The sequence below is a fragment of the Halomicrococcus gelatinilyticus genome (assembly GCA_024227995.1).
Lineage (GTDB): Archaea > Halobacteriota > Halobacteria > Halobacteriales > Haladaptataceae > Halomicrococcus > Halomicrococcus gelatinilyticus.
The window spans coordinates 60,817-76,990 of the sequence record CP100466.1; the positions used below are offsets into that span (position 1 = coordinate 60,817).

Genomic DNA, 16,174 nt, shown 5'->3' on the forward strand with positions numbered 1-16,174 from the left:
CATGACGCGCTTCGAGTCCGACGAGCGGACCCAGCTCGCCAACCGGTACCAGCAGGAGGTCGGAGCGCCGGAGAGCCGCGAGGTGTCGGACCTCGTCCTGTCGCTTTCGGCGGACGACAGCCGTCGGCGTGCGACGGCGGCCTGGGCACTCGCCGAGCAGGCCGCCAACCGGCCCGAGCAGATCCCGGTCCCGGACCTCGAACGGGCGACCGAAGACGAGGACGTGTGGGTGCGCCGCGGCGCGACGTGGGCGCTGGCGGAGGTCGCGCAGGCCGACCCCGAGGCGGCCCGCCCCGCCGTCGAGCGGACGACGGAACTCGTCGACGCCGACGACGCGCTCGTCCGCGAGAACGCCGTGGTCACGGTCGCCGGCGTCGCGACGGAGTTCCCCAGGGCAGCCGAACCGGCCATCGAGGAGCTGGGCGACCTGACCGACGACGACGACGCCATCGTCCGCCGGTACGCCTCCGAGGCGCTCCACCACGTCATGGACGCGCTCTCCGACGTCGAACTCGACGGTGAGCCGGTGGTCATCAGCGTCGCCGGACCCGAACTCGCGAGCGTCGTCTCGGGGCCGAACGTGGTCCAGACCAGCGAGTCCCAGCAGTCGGCCCCCATCCGCATCGCGCCCGCGTCGGACGTCGACGCGACGCGCGCCGCCCCGGAGGAGGGCCACGACCGTACGGAGCGCCCCGGGCGTCCGCCCGACCCCGTCGACGTCGCCTCACCCCCGTCCGTCGACGCCGACTACGACGAGTTCGAACCCCTGCGACGGGTGGGCACCGACCCGCTCACGGACGGACACAGGGCTCGCGTCCTCGCGTCCGGCCCCGGCGCACACACGCTGGCGACGCTGCGGACGCTCCGCGACGACCGACGGCCGGACCACGCCGCGGCGTTCCGTCGGGCGACCCGGCAGTGGGCGTCCATCGACGACCACGACCACGTCGCGGGCGTCATCGCCCACGGCGAGGAGCCGGCCCCCTGGGTCGCCACGGAGTTCTTCGACGCCGGAACCCTCGACGACCACGTGAACGACGGGTTCAGACCGTCGCTGTGGTACGCCCACCGCGTCGTGACCGCCGTCGCGCAGGCACACGCGGTCGGGATCGTCCACGGCAGCCTGCGCCCCGGCGTCGTCGGGTTCGTCGGCACGCTCGGACCGACCTGGGCCGCCCCGAAGGTGGCCGACTGGGGATTCGGCCGCGTGCTCGCGGAGGCGGGCACGACCCCCGTGCCGCCGGCCTTCGCCGCGCCGGAGCACGTCGACCCCGAGACGTTCGGCCGGCCCGACCAGTCGACCGACGTGTACGGACTCGGCGTGTTGCTGTACGCCCTGCTGGCCGGACGGCAGCCGTTCGACGGCGACTCGCACGTCGTCGTCCAGCAGGTGACGTCCGACGACCCGCCGTCACCGACCGAGGTCGACTCCGACCTCCCCGACGGCGTCGACGCCGTCGTCGAACGCGCGATGGCGAAGCGGAAGCCGGAGCGGTACGAGACGGTGGAGGACCTCCAGGTCGGCGTCGAGCGCCTCCTCGACGAGTACGCGCCCGAACTGCGCTGACCCCAAAGGCGAACTGACTCGCCGCCGTGGAGGACGTATGGCACCGCTCCGGAGGGTCGTCGTCGACGTCCTGACGCCGCACGAACCGACGATGCTGGAAATCGCGAGCGAGGTCGCCGACAGTGAGAGCGTCACCGCGGTCGACGTCACGCTGCTCGAGTCGGACCGGGAGGTACGGAACGTCAAACTCACCGTCGAGGGGGAGGCGATACGCCTCGACGACGTCGAGGACACCGTCGAGGACCTCGGGGGGACCGTCCACTCCGTCGACCAGGTCGCCTGCGGCGAGTACGTCGTCGAGGAACGGACCGTCCCCCAGGAGTGACCGTGCGCAGCGCACTGCGTCGCGCGCTGGCGGACGAGGAGGTGCGCTCCATCTCCAGGCGCTACTTCGTCTCGAACGGCTTCGACGGGGTTCTCACCGGCATCGGCGTCGTCGTCGGCGCGTACCTCTCCGGCGTCACCGACGGCCTCACCGTCGTCAAGATCGGCGTCGGCGCGGCCGTCGGCCTGAGCACCTCCGGGGTCTGGAGCGTGTGGGAGATAGAGCGCGCCGAGCGCCGCGTCGAGCGACGGCGGACCGAGCAGGCGATGCTCCGCGGACTCGAAGACACCCGGATACACCGGGACGAGCGCGCGGCGCGTGCCGTCACCGCCACCATGAGCGGCATCGGACCCGTCGTCGGGACGCTCGTTCCCGTCCTGCCGTTCCTCGCCGTCGAGGGAGGGCTCGCACCGCTGTCGGCGACGCTGCTCGCCATCGCCGGCGGCGTCACCCTTCTGTTCGTCTTCGGGGCGTACATGGGTTCGATATCGGGCGGGGTCTGGTACCGCGCCGGGGTCAGGATGGGCGCAGCCGGCGTCGTCGTCGCGCTGCTGAACGTCGTCCTCCCCGGGTAGCCGCTCGCCGCACCTCGCGAGGACGAAGAATTCTCCTCGACACCGTCGTATTCAGGCGGTATCGATGGTAGATGAAACAGAAAGATATTCAAACGCGAGCGGAGGCGTTAGCTGTGTATGGATTGGGAAGAACGCCTCCCTGCGCGCCCGTGGCTGGTGCGCGGGGTCGTCCTGTTGCTGGTCCTCGCTCTGCTCGCCCCCTCCGGCGTCTCCGCTATCACGTACGATCCGGAGGAGTCGAACCTCCAGAAGGGGACCATCGACAAGGCCGTGAACGGCACGACCGTCATCAGCGTCCAGGGGTACCACTTCAAAGGACAGGGGAACAAGAAGAAGCCCGCCCGCCTCGTCGCCGTCGGTCCCCGCGGCGACGTCGAATGGGTGTACAACGGCTCCGAGCAGGGTGCGACGTGGTTCTACGACGTCGACCCGATGGAGAACGGGAACCTGCTCGTCACCTCCACGCGCAAGGGAAGCACCCTCGTCTACGAGTTCGATCCCGAGACGAAGGAGAAGGTGTGGACACAGCGCCTCGACATCGAGGACACCCACGACGTCGACCTCATCAACAACGGCACCCAGCTGCTGGTCGCCAACCTCAAGCACTACGAGGACGGGACGAACAGGGACAGCATCTTCGTCTACGACCTCGAGAAGGACGAGATCACCTGGCGCTGGTACTTCCGCAACCACTTCCCGAAGAGCGCAGGCGACGAGTACACGAAAGACTGGACCCACGTCAACGACGTCGAGAAGATCGCGCCGGGGAAGTACATGGCCTCCCCCCGGAACTTCAACCGTGTCATCGTCGTCGACAAGGAGACGAAGGACGTCACGATGAGCCTCGGGAAGCAGAACAACAAGTCCATCATCAACCGCCAGCACAACCCCGACTATCTGGAGAGCGAGGAGGGCGACCCCACCTTCATCGTCGCCGACTCGCACAACAACCGCGCCGTCGAGTACGAGCGCGAGAACGGCGAGTGGAACCGGACGTGGTCCGTCGGCTCGTCGGACAGCTTCAACTGGCCCCGGGACGCCGACCGCCTGCCGAACGGCAACACGCTCGTCGTCGACTCCGCGAACCACCGCGTGGTCGAGGTGACGCCCACGGGCGAGATCGTCTGGGAGTTCTACTCGCCGTGGCTACCCTACGACGTCGAGCGCGTCACGTACGGCGACGAGTCGAAGGGCCCGACGATGGCCGACGCGAACGTCACCGGCCACTACGACGTCACCGGCAGCGCGAACCTGGAACCCGGCGGCGACCGCTTCTCGATGGCGAGCATGCTCGGTAACCTGTTCGCCGCGACGCCGTTCCAGGAGGAGGCCCGCACGCTCGGCGAGAAGTGGGAGCAGGGCGCGCAGTTCGTCCGCCCCATCTGGATGGACGAGTACGAGTTCATCGCTGCGCTCGCCGCCATCCTGCTGCTCCTCGGGTGGATCGTCGGCGAACTCGTCTACCACCGCCGGCGCATCTACTACGGCGTCAGGAACCGGCTGGCCTGACGCCACTCCGAGCCGCTGTATCGTCCGCGAACCGCCCTCCTCCGTCGAAACGATTCTCTGTCGCCAGTCCTCCAGCGACCGGCAGGTGCACCGTCTCCCAGAGGACCGGCAGGTGCACCGTCGTCCCCAGGAGCCTCCCGCGCGAAGCGGCGGCGCCCCCGGCAACGGACCGTCGCGCTTCCGCGGACGCGCCCGGACGACGACCATCCCACCGGCGACCGACCACACGACCACCGCACAGTCGGCGAAAGAACGCTTATCCGAACGCGGGTGTAACTCCTCGTGGTCATGTACGAGCCGCCCACCCGCCTGCTCAGGGTCGACCTCGACGCCGAAACGGTCGAAAGCGAGGCGGTCCCCGGGGAGTGGCGACGCCGGTTCGTCGGCGGGAAGGGACTCGGCGCGCGGTACCTCTACGAGGAACTGGACGCCGGCGTCGACCCGCTCGGGGCCGAGAACGCGCTGTTGTTCGTGCTGGGGCCGCTCTCGGGCGTCCTCCCGGGAGACGCTCGCTACGCCGTCGTGACGAAGTCGCCGCTCACGGGCGCGTTCCTCGACTCGTACGGCGGCGGCACCTTCCCCGGGCGACTCGTCGGGGCGCTGGGCGACCACCTCGGCGTCCTGGTGACGGGCGCGGCCGACCGGCCGGTGCGGCTGGAAGTCGCCGACGGAACCGCCCACGTCCGGCCGGCCGACGGGCTCTGGGGCGAGGACACCCGCGCCACCGATGCAGCGTTCCCGGACGCCGGCGTCGCCTGCATCGGCCCGGCGGGCGAGCGCCGGGTCCGGTACGCGACCATCGCGTCGGACGGCGGCGAGCACCAGGCGGGCCGGGGCGGCGCGGGAGCGGTGATGGGGTCGAAGCGACTCAAGGCGGTGGTCGCGCGCGGTCGGCCGCCCGACGCGCTCGCGGAGCTTCGACAGCGACTGACCGAGCGGTTCACGGAGGACGAGGAGAACGAGTGGTACCTGACCAGCGAGACGCTGGAGACCGTCGACTTCGCCGACGAGATCGGGGCGCTCGCGACCCGCGGCTGGCGGGAACGCGAGTTCGAGGGCGCGGACGACATCGGCATCGAGGCGGCGTCGCGCGCGGCGAGCGAGCGCGAGCGGCGCGACGAGCCGATCCCCGGCGGGTTCCGGGTCGAGACCGACGCGGGCGAGAGCGTCCCCCGGGGCGCGACCCCGATGTCGCTCGGCGCCGGCCTCGGCATCGACGACTTCGACGCGGTCGCCGCCCTCGGCGAGACATGCGACAGGCTGGGCATCGACGTCATCAGCGCCGGAACGGCCGTCGCCTGGGCCATCAGGGCCGAGATCGCCGCCGACCACGGCCGCGACCTCGACTTCGGCGACCCGGAGGACGCGCGGCGACTGCTGGAGGACGTCGCGGCCCGGGAGACCGAGCTCGGCGACGCGCTGGCCGAGGGCGTCGCCCGGGCGGCACGGCGATACGGCGGCGAGGACCTCGTGCCGACGGTGAAGGGCATGGCGCTGCCGGCCTACGACCCGCGCGGTGCGGTCGGCATGGCGCTCGCGTACGCGACCAGCGACCGGGGAGCCTGCCACCGGCGGGCCCTCCCCGTCGAGACAGAGGCGCTCTCCGGGGCGTCGTGGACGCCCGCCGACACCGCCCGACTCGTCGCTCACGACCAGGACGTCCGCTCGATACTCTGGAGCCTGGTCGCCGACGACTTCGTCGGCCGGTCGCTCCGCGAGACGCTCGGTGCCGAGTGGCTGCGCGCCGCCGGGATGGAGTTCACCCCCGAGCAACTGCTGCGGACCGGCGAGCGCATCTGGACCCTGACGCGGCTGTTCAACCTGCGCGAGGGGTTCACCCGCGCCGACGACGACGTCCCCGACCTGCTGCTGGACTCGTCGGCCGGCGATGGCGTCGGCGGGCAACTCGACGCCGAGACGTTCGAGGCGATGCTCGACGCCTACTACGCGGTCCGCGGCTGGGACGCCGCAGGACGGCCGACGCGGGCGACGCTCGAAGCGGTCGGCCTCGCCGACGTGGTCGACGAGGCGACGCCAACGGGGTCGCGCGACCCCGGGTGAGCGTCGTTCAGTCGCCGAGCGGGTCGTCGGTGATGGCGACCTGCCCCATGTCCTCGCTCTCGCCCAGCGAGTCGGGCGTGACGTCGAAGTCGAAGACGGCCTTCGGCACCGCGAGCGTCGAGCACGCGCTGGGGATGTCGACGACGCCGCTCTGGCGGCCCTCGACGGGCACCGTCCCCAGTATCATGTACGCCTGCTCGCCGGTGTAGCCGAACTTCTTCAGGTACTCGATGGCCTCCAGCGCCGCGCGGCGGTAGGCGACGTGGGAGTCGATGTACTTCTGTTCGCCGTCCTCGGTGACGGAGTACCCCTCGAAGACCACGTAGTCCTCGAACGTGGGACCGCGATGGCCCGGTTCGAAGATGGGATGGTCGATGCCGTACTTGTCCATCCCGTCCTCGATGAGGTCGACCTCGATGTCGAGGTACCCCGCCATCTCGATGGCACCGCAGAAGGTGATCTCGCCGTCGCCCTGCGAGAAGTGGATGTCCCCCATCGAGAGCTTGCCGCCCTCGACGTACACCGGGAAGTACACCCGCGACCCGAGCGAGAGGTCCTTGATGTCGCAGTTGCCGCCGTTCTCCCGCGGTGGAACGGTGCGGGCACCCTCCTCTGCGGCCGCCTCGGCCTCGTCGTCGTCCATGCCGCCCATGACCGCGGAGTGCGTCGTCGGCGCGTTGGCGACCGGTGGCTGTGCTTCCTTGGTCGGGTGGTCCGGGATCGACGACGGGTCCGCCTCGTGTTTGTCGATGAGTTCCTGCTCGCGCTCGTTCCACTCCTCGAGCAGTTCGTGCGACGGCGCCGTCCCGACCAGCCCGGGATGTATCTTCCCCTCGAAGCGTACGTCGGGGATGTGCCGCGACGTGGTCTTGGTCCCCTGCAGGTCCCAGATGCACTTGGAGGCGTCCGGGAAGTGGTCGGTGAGGAAGCCGCCGCCGTTCTGCTGGGAGAAGATGCCCGTGAACCCGTACTCCCAGCGTTCGTTCAGGACCCCGATGTCGAGGATGTCCATCACGAGCAGGTCGCCCGGTTCAGCACCCTCGACCTCGATGGGGCCGCTCAGGTAGTGCACCGCGTCGAGGTCGACGTCGCGGACGTCGTTCGCGTTGTCGTCGTCGTGGATCTGCCCCCCTGTCCAGTCGAGACACTCGACCCGCAGCTGGTCACCGGGTTCGGCGGAGATCTGGGCCGGGATGTCTGGATGCCAGCGGTTGTGGACCGGCATCGGCTGTTCCTCCGGGTCGGCGTCCACGTCCACTTCGAATCGTACTTCAGGCATGGTACCCCCAGTACCGCGTCGCCACCCAGACAAATATAGATTTTTGAGAATTTTCGGAGCGTAATGCAGTCTGTTCCAAGTGTGTCAGTTGTGAACACCGTTCAGAGACGGTCTCGGAACTGCCCCCGTCGAGCCGAGTGTGCCCGCCGCCGCGCTCACGTCGCCCGGTCGTCCGTCGCCCCGAGCCGCCAGAGCGCGCGGTACACCGTCTGAAGGCCGACGTCGAGGTCGGCGGCCGTCTCGCGACACAGGTCGAGGTACGCGAGGTAGTCGTCGACCGACGGCGGGTCAGGCCAGGGGTCGGCCAGTTCGCCGCGGTCGTACAGCACCGACCAGGGACGCTCGTCGACGACGACGTACCGGTCGGGGTCGACGTAGTGGAGGACGGCGGACGCGACGGGAACGGTGACGGCGGTCAGTTCTCGCAACCGCTCGACCGCCGTTCGCGCGTCCGGCGCGTCGACGGCGGCGGCGATCGCCGACTGGACCGTCTCCCAGTCGTTCTCGCGGAACCGGTTCTCTGCCGCAGCGCGTTCCTCGTGGGGCCGACGACCGAGGTCGCGGCGGTAGTACCAGCGGACGATCCACTCGACGTCCTTCCAGACGAAGTCGCCGTCTTCGAACGCCGCCGGCATCGTGTCGAGTCGGTCGCGCTCGACGAGGTACAGTGGTTCGCGCCGCTCGTACTCCTCGCTCTTCTCGCGGACGAGTTGGCTGTCCAGGGTCATCGTGGAGACGTGTGACGACGGGGACGTCGACGGGTCGAGTCCCGGTCGCCTCCAGTCGGGGACACGACCTCGACCATCATAAGTGTCGGCCGGACCGGACCTCGCACGCGCAGACGTTCGACCATCTTGCCGGTCTTGCTGGATGGCAGGCGTGTTGCCGGATACCGGTCGGACCACGGAACGAACGCCGGGCCGCGCGGCGAAACGAACGACAGCGAGACAGTGACCGGCGTAATGGCTAATACCCTGCGCCCCGTCTGGTGAGTGATAGCGTAGCTAGCGGCGACGTCTACCCGTGGTTCGACCACCGCCGTGGGTCGGCAGCCGATCCGGGCGTCGGACGACGACAGCGCAATCAACGAGGTACACCAAGCATGAGCAAGGAATCCGAGGACGGCGTTCACACGATCTGTCCGTACTGTGGAGTCGGCTGTGGACTGCAGCTCGAAGAAGGAAACGAGGAGGGCGACGTGAACATCAAACCGTGGTTCGACGCGCCGGTCAACGAGGGCGCGCTCTGCATCAAGGGCGGCGCGGCGACCGAGGTCGTCGACCACGAGGAGCGACTGAAGGAGCCGTTGATCCGCGACGGCGACGAGTTCCGCGAGGCGACGTGGGAGGAGGCGTTCGACGTGGTCACGGACGAGATGGAGCGCATCCGCGAGGAGCACGGCCGGCAGGCGATGGGGTTCTTCGGCTCCTCGAAGTGTACCAACGAGGAGAACTACCTGCTCCAGAAGCTCGCGCGGCGGTACGGCAACAACAACGTCGACAACTGCACGCGCATGTGCCACGCCTCGACGGTCGCGGCGCTGCGAGCGAGCCTCGGCGCGGGCGCGATGACCAACAGCATGCAGGACCTCATGGAGGAGGCCGACGTCTACTGGATACAGGGGGCCAACCCGTCGGAGCAACACCCCATCGCGCACAGCAAGTACTTCAAGCAGGCCGCGCTGGAGGACACCTTCGTCGTGCAGGTCGACCCCCACTCGAACAAGACCAGCCGCGACGCGGACCTCCACCTGCAGCTGACGCCCGGGACCGACATCCCGCTGCTGAACGTCGTGCTGAAGACGGTGCTCGACAACGGGTGGGTCGACGAGGAGTTCCTCGACGAGCGGACCGAGGGCTTCGAGGACGTCGAGGCGACGCTCGAGGGCTTCGACGTCGAGGAGGCCGCGGAGACCTGCGGCGTCCCCCTGGAGGACATCCAGCGCGCGGCGGAGGAGTACGCCACCGCCGAGAACGCCGCCATCTTCACCGGCATGGGGATGAGCCAGCACGCCTGCGGGACGGACAACGTCCAGAACCTCATCAACCTCGCGCTGGCGACGGGGAACCTCGGACGCCCCGGGACCGGCGTGAACCCGCTCCGCGGGCAGAACAACGTCCAGGGAACCTGCGACGTGGGTGCGATGTACAACACGCTCCCGGGCTACATCCCGACCGACGACGAGGAGCAGCGCGCGGAGGTCGCGGAGGTGTGGGGCTTCGAGCCGCCGGCCGAACCGGGGCTGTCCAACATCGAGATAACCCAGGCCGCGGGCGACCAGATACACGGCCTCTACGTCATGGGCGAGAACCCGGTCATCAGCGAGCCGAACGGGAACGAGGTGGTCGAGAACCTCGAACGGATGGAGTTCATCGTCGTCCAGGACATCTTCATGACCGACACGGCCGAACTGGCCGACGTCGTGCTCCCTGCCACCTCCTGGGCCGAGCGCGGCGGCACCGTCACGAACACGGACCGGCGCGTCCAGCGCATGCGCGCCGCCACGCGCGTACCCGGGAACACGAAGCACGACCGCAACATCCTCGGCGAGGTCGGAACGCGCCTGTTCGACGAAGGCTTCGAATTCGACTCCGCCGAGGACATCTTCGAGGAGCTGCGCCAGGTCATGGACATCTACCACGGCATCACGTACGACCGCCTCGGCCTGGAGGGCGTCCAGTGGCCCTGCTACGAGGAGGGCGACGAGGGCGACCTCTTCCTCTACGAGGACTCGTTCGACACCGAGAACGGGCTCGGCAAACTCCGCGGCGTCCGCCACCAGCCGCCGAAGGAGGAGACCGACGCCGAGTACCCGTACGTGCTGACGACGGCGCGGCTGGAGGAACACTACAACACGGGGACGATGAGCACGCGGTCGCCGACGCTGATGCGCCGGACCGGTGAGAACTTCGTGGACATCCACCCCGACGACGCGGAGTCGCTCGGCGTCGAGGACGAGCAGTACGTGAAACTCGTCTCGCGGCGCGGCGAGGTCGAGGTGAAGGCCCACGTCACGGACGACATCAAGAAGGGCGTCATCTGGACGACGACCCACTTCCCCGACTCGCCCATCAATCGGCTGACGAACGACGCGCTCGACCCCGAGGCGAAGATCCCGGAGTACAAGGCCTCGGCCGCGATGGTGGACGTCGAACCGGCCGCGGAGCCGGGCGACTGAGGACCGGGGTCGGCGGGCGACCGGACTCCCGGCGGTGCCCCTGGACGCGACGGACGTGCTCGGAACGCGTGGGAGTCGACCTGCTGTGGAATCGGTCGTCGCCCGCCGAAGTGGGGGACGGCGTTCACCCGGATGGTGTCCAGCGGACCCAAATCACGACTGCCGCGGCGTCCAGGAGCAGGAACTCCGCCGTCCGGAACGTCTCCGACCCGACGCCGACGGCCCAGTTGACCGCTGGAACGGCACTCGCGAAGAGAACGGCGAGTCCGCCCGTTCCCATCTCCAGTAGCGGCTCGTCGTCTTCGTTTACGTCGAGTCGTCGACAGGAAAGGCGCATAAAACCAGCCGGTTCGGTGGGGGAAAAGACAAGGACAGTGGGGCGCGTAGGTGTCGAGTGTCGAAGATGTCAGGGGAGCACCCGCTGCTACGACTGGAGGAGGTCCTGCTCGTCGCCATCGGCGGATTCGTCGGGGCTAACCTGCGGTTCTTCGTCGGGACCGCTCTCCCCGGCCTCCGCGGAACCTTCGTCGCCAACGTCGTCGGGAGCTTCCTGCTCGGGGTCCTGCTCTACGAGGCGCTCTACACCTCCATGCTGGCCGAGGAGTCCGTCGTGGTGTTCGGCACCGGCTTCCTCTCGTCGTTCACCACCTACAGCACGTTCGCACTCGATAGCGTGCAGGCGGAGCCGCTGGTCGGCCTGCTGAACGTCGCGGCGAGTTACGCCGCGGGCTTCCTCGCGGTGCTGCTCGGACGGTACGTCGCGTCGTCGATAGGGGGCGAGGAGTGATGGTGACGCCGGGGCACCTCGTCGGCTTCGGGGGCATGGTCGGTGCGGTGCTGCGCTACCTCGTCACCGCGGCAATCGAGCGCGAGACGTTCCCCGTCGGCACGCTCACGGTGAACGTCGTCGGGAGCTTCGTGCTGGGGTTCGTCACGTTCCTCGGCGTCGGCAACGACGTCCTGCTGTTCGTCGGAACCGGGGCCTGCGGGTCGTTCACCACGTTCTCGTCGTTCTCCTACGACACCGTCCGCCTCTGGGAGCGAGGCAACCGCTGGAAGTCGGCCGCGAACGCCGTCGTCAACCTCGTCGGCGCGGTGCTCGCCATCGGCCTGGCGTGGCTCGTCGCGCCGTGAGGACCACTCAGGCGGGTGCCCAGGGCCACATGCCCGCGGCCATGACGTACCCGGCGGCGGCGGTGACGACGCCGACCGCGACGGTGTACCAGGCGACGGGCGCGGTGTACTCGCTCCGGCGCAGCGCGAGCAGCAGCCAGAAGGTCGCCCAGAGCACGGCCCAGATCCACCACAGCGCGGCGAGACCGACGTCGCCGGTGAGCCACACCAGGTAGCCGGTCGGGACGGCGACCACCGTGACGAAGATGCAGTACCAGCCGAGCGACCGCTGGTCGTCGGCGCTCCGGTACGCGTTGTACCCGACCCACAGGTACGTGAACGAGAACAGCAGCGTTCCCGCCGCGTTGAACGGCGTCCCCTCCGACGCGTCGCCGCCGAACGCCCACCACATGGCGATCAGGAACGTCAGCGCGCCGACGAAGAAGTTCAGCACGGCCGTGTCCCGGTCCTCGGCCCGTCCGAGGAGCCAGATGCCGTTCACTATCAGCACGGCACCCACGAACACCAGCCCCATCCCCAGAATGGTGTACAGTGACATGCGTATCGCCCCCGGTGTCAGCCCTCGCCATCTGTATCGTCGGTGGAAAAGCATATATAATTAACAGTTCGTCCGACTGCCCGCCGTCGTTATAGAAAGTGCGAGGTGAAACCCCACGGCTTTAGCCGCGGGATGAAGCCGACGAACTGGCGGCTTCTGTAACGTTTCCGATGAACTGGCGGGTTTTTGTGAACCGGCGTCGTGCTATGTCGTGCCATGACAACGCCCGCTGGAAACGGACCGCTGTCCGCGGTGAGCGCCGCGACGGTGGAACGACTCGAAGGGACGGACGCCCGTGAGTCGAACGTCGCCGCCGGGAAGGCGCTCGGCGACGCCGTCGGAACGACGCTCGGGCCGAAGGGGCTGGACAAGATGTTGGTCGGGTCGTCGGGAACCGTCGTCGTCACGAACGACGGGGCTAGCATCCTCGACAGGATGGACGTCGAGCATCCCGCGGCTGAGCTGGTCGTCGACGTCGCGGCCAACCAGTCGAGCAGCGTCGGCGACGGGACGACGACCGCGGTGTTGCTGACCGCCGAACTGCTGAGCGAGGCGGCGGAGCTGTTCGAGATGGGGCTGCACCCGTTCACGGTGACGCGGGGGTACCGGCGCGCGGGCGAGACGGCGATGGACCGCCTCGACGCCGCGGCCGTCGAGGTCGACCCCGGGGACGACGCCCGACTGCGCGACGTCGCGGCGACGGCGGTGACCGGGAAGTGGGACGACGACGCGAACGCGACGTTCGCCGATCTCGCCGTCCGCGCCGTTCGCGCCGCCGAGGCCGACGGCACCGTCGACCTCTCCCGGGTGACGCTCCGGCCGGTCGCCGGCGGGAGCGTCGACGACTCGGCGCTCGTCTCGGGACTCGCGGTCGACATGGAGTCCTCCTCGACGTCCATCGAGAACGTCGACGTTCCGAAGCGCATCGACGGCGCGACGGTCGCCCTGTTCGACAGGCAGTTGACGGTCGACGAGGCCGACGCGGTGTCGAACGTCTCCGTCGACTCGCCGGAGACGCTGCAGGCGCTCCGGGAGTACGAAAACGACGCCTACGCGGCGACGGTGGCGGCGTTCCGCGACGTCGGTGCGGACGTCGTCGTCTGCCAGAAGTCCATCGACGACCCGCTCCGCCGGGAGCTCGCCCGGGCCGACGTGCTGACCGTCGAGCGGACGCGACAGGACGAGATGCACGACCTCGCCGCGGCGACGGGGGCCGAACTCGTCGCGTCGCTGGACGAACTGTCGCCGGCGACCGTCGGCCGGGCGGAGTCGGTCGAACGACGGCGACTCGGGGCGACGGACCTGCTGGTCGTCACCGAGGGCGGCGACGCCGAGCACGTGTCGCTGCTGCTCCGCGGCGGCACCCGGCACGTCGTCGACGAGGTCGAGCGAATCGTCGAGGACTGCGTCCACGTCGCGACGCTCGCCGTCGAGAACGGACGGGTGCTCCCCGGCGGCGGGGCGACGGAGCTCCACCTCGCCCGCGAGCTCCGCGACGTCGCCGACGGCGTCGGCGGGCGCGAACAGCTCGCCGTCCGGGCGTTCGCCGACGCGCTGGAGGCGGTACCGCGGACGCTCGCCACGACGGCGGGCGTCGACCCGGTCGACGCGCTGGTGGAACTGCGGGCGCGCCACCACGACGGCGACCGCGACGTCGGCCTCGACGTCGGGGCCGGGCGGCCGCGGAGCATGGCCGAGGCGGGCGTCCTTGAACCCCTGGTCGTCAAGCAGCACGCCGTCGCCAACGCGGAGGAGGCCGCGAACGCGCTGTTGCGCATCGACGACGTCATCGCTGCGACCGGCGAGGAGGGGGGCGACGAGGGGCCCGGCGGCGGCCACGCCGACCACGACCACGGTGGCGGCGGGGGCGGCGGCTACCCCTGGGCTATCGGCCACTGAGGGCGGTGGCGGAGTAACAGTACCGAGGAGAGGAAACGAGAGCAGGTTACGACGGTCGTGCCGCCCGACCGCGGCCCTCGCTGGATATCTCCGCGAGGCTGTCGGGGTCGACGTCGAAGTCGAAGACGGCCTCCGGCACCGAGACGGTGACGCAGGTGTTGGGGAGGTCGACGATGCCGGCGATGCGGCTCTCGACCGGGACGGTGCTCAGGATGATGTACGCCTGTTCGGGCGTGTAGCCGAAGTTCGTGAGGTAGTCGATGGCGTCGAGGCAGGCGCGCCGCATCCCGACGTTGGCGTTCTTGTAGTGCTGGGTGCCGTCCTCGTCGACGGAGTAACCCTCGAAGACGACGTACTCGGAGAACTGCGGCTCGACGTTGCCTGGCTTGAAGATGGCGTGGTCGACGCCGAACCGCTCCATCCCGTTCTCGATGACGTCCACCTTGAGGTCGACGTAGCCGGCCATCTCGATGGCACCGCAGAAGGTGATCTCGCCGTCGCCCTGCGAGAAGTGGAGGTCGCCGGTGACGAGGTTCGCACCCTCGACGAACACCGGGAGGTACACCCGCGACCCGCGGCTGAGGTTCTTGATGTCGCAGTTACCGGCGTTCTCGCGCGGCGGAATCGTGCGCGCGGCCTTCTCGGCGGCCTCCTCGACCGCCTCGTCGTCCATGTCGCCGAGCAGGACCTCGTTCGGTTCCGGTGGGAGCGCGAGCGGCGGGTCGTCGTCGTGGGTCTCGTGATTGACCGCCGTCTCGTCGTCCGGACCCCGCTCGATGAGGTCGCGCTCGCGCTCGTTCCACCGTTCGAGCAGGTCGTGCGACGGCGCTGTCCCCAGGATGCCCGGGTGCGAGAGGCCGGCGAACCGCACGTCCGGGACGTGCCGCGACGAGGTGTAGACCCCGTCGAAGTCCCAGATGGCCTTCCGCGCGTTCGGGAAGTGGTCGGTCAGGAAGCCGCCGCCGTTGTCCAGTTCGAAGATGCCCGTGAACCCCCACTCGTTGTCCGGGAACGGACCGAGGTCGAGGATGTCGACCACCAGCAGGTCCCCCGGCTTCGCCCCGTCGACCGCGATGGGGCCGCTGAGGTGGTGGTTGGGGTCGAGCCGCATGTCGCGGATGTCGCTCGCGCTGTCGTCGTTGTTCACCTGGTTGCCGGTCCAGTCGAGACACTCGACCCTGAACTTCTCCCCCGGCGAGACGCGCTCGACCGGCGGGACGTCCGGATGCCACCGGTTCACGATCGGGTCGGGTTGCTCCTCCGGTGCGGCGTCGACGTCGACCTCGAACACTGTTTCTGGCATGGTCCGTGCTAGCGTCCAACTGTGCCAGCCAAATAATTGATTATTAATAGTTAATCGTTTCTCGTCGATAGTTTAGCCGGCGAGGAGGCGGAACGGTCGTCGGCGACCGGGCGACCAGAGAGTCCGCCGGGCACACCAGTCTTTAATCCGGTCGCCGTCGTTGCTCCCCCGATGTCCACGTCCAGTTCGCTACCGGACCTCGACGAAGCCGTCGACTGCTACCTGGCCGTCTGGCGGCGGTACGGGGACGACCCGTTCACCGCCGACGCGCTGCTGTCCGAGTTCGAGGCGCACCAGCACGGCATCGACCCGGCGACGGTCGACGTGCCCGCGGCCCTCGACCTGCTCACCGCGTACGGTCTCCTCGACCGCGAAGACGGGGAGTACTGGGTCCGCTGTCGTCCCGACGAGGACGTCGACGCGTGGCTGGAGCAGCAGGAGCGGCGCATCGAACGGCTACACCGGGCGGTGCGAACGGCCAGGGAGGAGTCGCCGGATGCAGGGAACGGCGGGAGCGAGCAGTACCTGGGCGAGCAGTACGCGCCCGTCGCGTTCGACGACGTCGACGACGCGGCGGACCTCCTCGCCCGGGCCACCGAATCGCTGTCGGGCGACGAGCGCGCGGCCAGGCTGGTCGTGCGAGCGCCCGGAACGGCTGCCGGCGAGGTCCAGGACGTCGTCGACCGCTCCGAGCGACTGGAGAAGGTGGGGTCGGCGGTCGAGGGCGACGACCCCGACGACCTGGAGTTCCGGATGTACCTCCGGGTCGACGTCGACGAGGAGTGACGTCGCAGGCAGGGACGGAA

General features: G+C 69.2%; 15 protein-coding genes. 10 read left to right on the plus strand and 5 right to left on the minus strand.

The genetic code is table 11. The annotated features are described in order from the left end of the window. The first annotated feature begins 1 nt into the window (after position 1). From NKT36_RS15475 to NKT36_RS15495, 5 genes are all read left to right on the plus strand, one after another. Complete coding sequence (locus tag NKT36_RS15475) at positions 2-1,567, plus strand: protein kinase domain-containing protein (RefSeq protein WP_327053679.1); 1,566 nt, start codon at positions 2-4, stop codon at positions 1,565-1,567. 37 nt (positions 1,568-1,604) lie between these two features. Next, positions 1,605-1,892, plus strand: coding sequence for a DUF211 domain-containing protein (locus NKT36_RS15480; protein WP_327053680.1), 288 nt, complete (start codon positions 1,605-1,607; stop codon positions 1,890-1,892). Then, positions 1,889-2,467 (plus strand): VIT1/CCC1 transporter family protein, encoded by a 579-nt coding sequence (locus tag NKT36_RS15485; RefSeq protein WP_327053681.1) that lies wholly within the window; start codon positions 1,889-1,891, stop codon positions 2,465-2,467. Before NKT36_RS15480 ends, NKT36_RS15485 begins: the two co-directional genes overlap by 4 nt. Positions 2,468-2,584: 117 nt before the next feature. Further along, complete coding sequence (locus NKT36_RS15490; protein WP_327053682.1) at positions 2,585-3,976, plus strand: arylsulfotransferase family protein; 1,392 nt, start codon at positions 2,585-2,587, stop codon at positions 3,974-3,976. A gap of 288 nt (positions 3,977-4,264) precedes the next feature. Next, the gene (locus NKT36_RS15495) at positions 4,265-6,037 is read left to right on the plus strand and encodes an aldehyde ferredoxin oxidoreductase family protein (RefSeq protein WP_327053683.1); all 1,773 of its coding nucleotides are present in this window, start codon (positions 4,265-4,267) and stop codon (positions 6,035-6,037) included. Between the two features lie 7 nt (positions 6,038-6,044). On the opposite strand, the gene fmdA (NKT36_RS15500) is transcribed toward NKT36_RS15495, so the two are convergent. Then, a complete protein-coding gene (fmdA, locus tag NKT36_RS15500) occupies positions 6,045-7,316 on the minus strand; it encodes a formamidase (protein ID WP_327053684.1) in 1,272 nt (423 codons plus the stop codon). Between the two features lie 155 nt (positions 7,317-7,471). Beyond that, complete coding sequence (locus NKT36_RS15505) at positions 7,472-8,044, minus strand: hypothetical protein (RefSeq protein ID WP_327053685.1); 573 nt, start codon at positions 8,042-8,044, stop codon at positions 7,472-7,474. A 374-nt stretch (positions 8,045-8,418) separates the two neighbouring features. On the opposite strand from NKT36_RS15505, the gene fdhF reads away from it, so the two are divergent. Further along, positions 8,419-10,494 carry a formate dehydrogenase subunit alpha gene (gene fdhF / locus NKT36_RS15510; RefSeq protein WP_327053686.1) on the plus strand — a complete coding sequence of 692 codons (2,076 nt, stop codon included), beginning with the start codon at positions 8,419-8,421 and terminating at the stop codon, positions 10,492-10,494. A gap of 124 nt (positions 10,495-10,618) precedes the next feature. On the opposite strand, the gene NKT36_RS15515 is transcribed toward fdhF, so the two are convergent. Beyond that, complete coding sequence (locus NKT36_RS15515; protein WP_327053687.1) at positions 10,619-10,831, minus strand: hypothetical protein; 213 nt, start codon at positions 10,829-10,831, stop codon at positions 10,619-10,621. A gap of 66 nt (positions 10,832-10,897) precedes the next feature. On the opposite strand from NKT36_RS15515, the gene NKT36_RS15520 reads away from it, so the two are divergent. Both NKT36_RS15520 and crcB read left to right on the plus strand, forming a co-directional pair. Beyond that, a complete protein-coding gene (locus NKT36_RS15520; protein ID WP_327053688.1) occupies positions 10,898-11,281 on the plus strand; it encodes a fluoride efflux transporter FluC in 384 nt (127 codons plus the stop codon). Beyond that, entirely contained in the window at positions 11,281-11,628 is a 348-nt protein-coding gene (crcB, locus tag NKT36_RS15525; protein ID WP_327053689.1) for a fluoride efflux transporter CrcB, read from the plus strand. Before NKT36_RS15520 ends, crcB begins: the two co-directional genes overlap by 1 nt. A 7-nt stretch (positions 11,629-11,635) precedes the next feature. Here the strand turns inward: crcB and NKT36_RS15530 are convergent, their stop codons facing one another. Then, positions 11,636-12,166, minus strand: coding sequence for an AmiS/UreI family transporter (locus tag NKT36_RS15530; RefSeq protein ID WP_327053690.1), 531 nt, complete (start codon positions 12,164-12,166; stop codon positions 11,636-11,638). 216 nt (positions 12,167-12,382) lie between these two features. Here NKT36_RS15530 and thsA point away from each other — a divergent pair, with 216 nt between their 5' ends. Then, positions 12,383-14,065, plus strand: coding sequence for a thermosome subunit alpha (gene thsA / locus NKT36_RS15535; protein WP_327053691.1), 1,683 nt, complete (start codon positions 12,383-12,385; stop codon positions 14,063-14,065). Between the two features lie 46 nt (positions 14,066-14,111). Here thsA and fmdA (NKT36_RS15540) read toward each other — a convergent pair whose 3' ends face one another. Then, on the minus strand, positions 14,112-15,368 hold the full coding sequence (gene fmdA, locus NKT36_RS15540; RefSeq protein ID WP_327053692.1) for a formamidase: 1,257 nt from the start codon (positions 15,366-15,368) through the stop codon (positions 14,112-14,114). 171 nt (positions 15,369-15,539) lie between these two features. On the opposite strand from fmdA (NKT36_RS15540), the gene NKT36_RS15545 reads away from it, so the two are divergent. Then, positions 15,540-16,154: a hypothetical protein gene (locus tag NKT36_RS15545; protein WP_327053693.1), complete on the plus strand. Its 615-nt coding sequence runs from the start codon at positions 15,540-15,542 to the stop codon at positions 16,152-16,154. Positions 16,155-16,174: the final 20 nt, after the last annotated feature.

Coding starts and splice junctions, on each gene's coding strand:
- NKT36_RS15475 (WP_327053679.1), top strand. CDS start 2: ATGACGCGCTTCGAGTCCGACGAGCGGACCCAGCTCGCCAACCGGTAC.
- NKT36_RS15480 (WP_327053680.1), top strand. CDS start 1,605: ATGGCACCGCTCCGGAGGGTCGTCGTCGACGTCCTGACGCCGCACGAA.
- NKT36_RS15490 (WP_327053682.1), top strand. CDS start 2,585: ATGGATTGGGAAGAACGCCTCCCTGCGCGCCCGTGGCTGGTGCGCGGG.
- NKT36_RS15495 (WP_327053683.1), top strand. CDS start 4,265: ATGTACGAGCCGCCCACCCGCCTGCTCAGGGTCGACCTCGACGCCGAA.
- fmdA (WP_327053684.1), bottom strand. CDS start 7,316: ATGCCTGAAGTACGATTCGAAGTGGACGTGGACGCCGACCCGGAGGAA.
- NKT36_RS15505 (WP_327053685.1), bottom strand. CDS start 8,044: ATGACCCTGGACAGCCAACTCGTCCGCGAGAAGAGCGAGGAGTACGAG.
- fdhF (WP_327053686.1), top strand. CDS start 8,419: ATGAGCAAGGAATCCGAGGACGGCGTTCACACGATCTGTCCGTACTGT.
- NKT36_RS15515 (WP_327053687.1), bottom strand. CDS start 10,831: ATGCGCCTTTCCTGTCGACGACTCGACGTAAACGAAGACGACGAGCCG.
- NKT36_RS15520 (WP_327053688.1), top strand. CDS start 10,898: ATGTCAGGGGAGCACCCGCTGCTACGACTGGAGGAGGTCCTGCTCGTC.
- crcB (WP_327053689.1), top strand. CDS start 11,281: ATGGTGACGCCGGGGCACCTCGTCGGCTTCGGGGGCATGGTCGGTGCG.
- NKT36_RS15530 (WP_327053690.1), bottom strand. CDS start 12,166: ATGTCACTGTACACCATTCTGGGGATGGGGCTGGTGTTCGTGGGTGCC.
- thsA (WP_327053691.1), top strand. CDS start 12,383: ATGACAACGCCCGCTGGAAACGGACCGCTGTCCGCGGTGAGCGCCGCG.
- fmdA (WP_327053692.1), bottom strand. CDS start 15,368: ATGCCAGAAACAGTGTTCGAGGTCGACGTCGACGCCGCACCGGAGGAG.
- NKT36_RS15545 (WP_327053693.1), top strand. CDS start 15,540: ATGTCCACGTCCAGTTCGCTACCGGACCTCGACGAAGCCGTCGACTGC.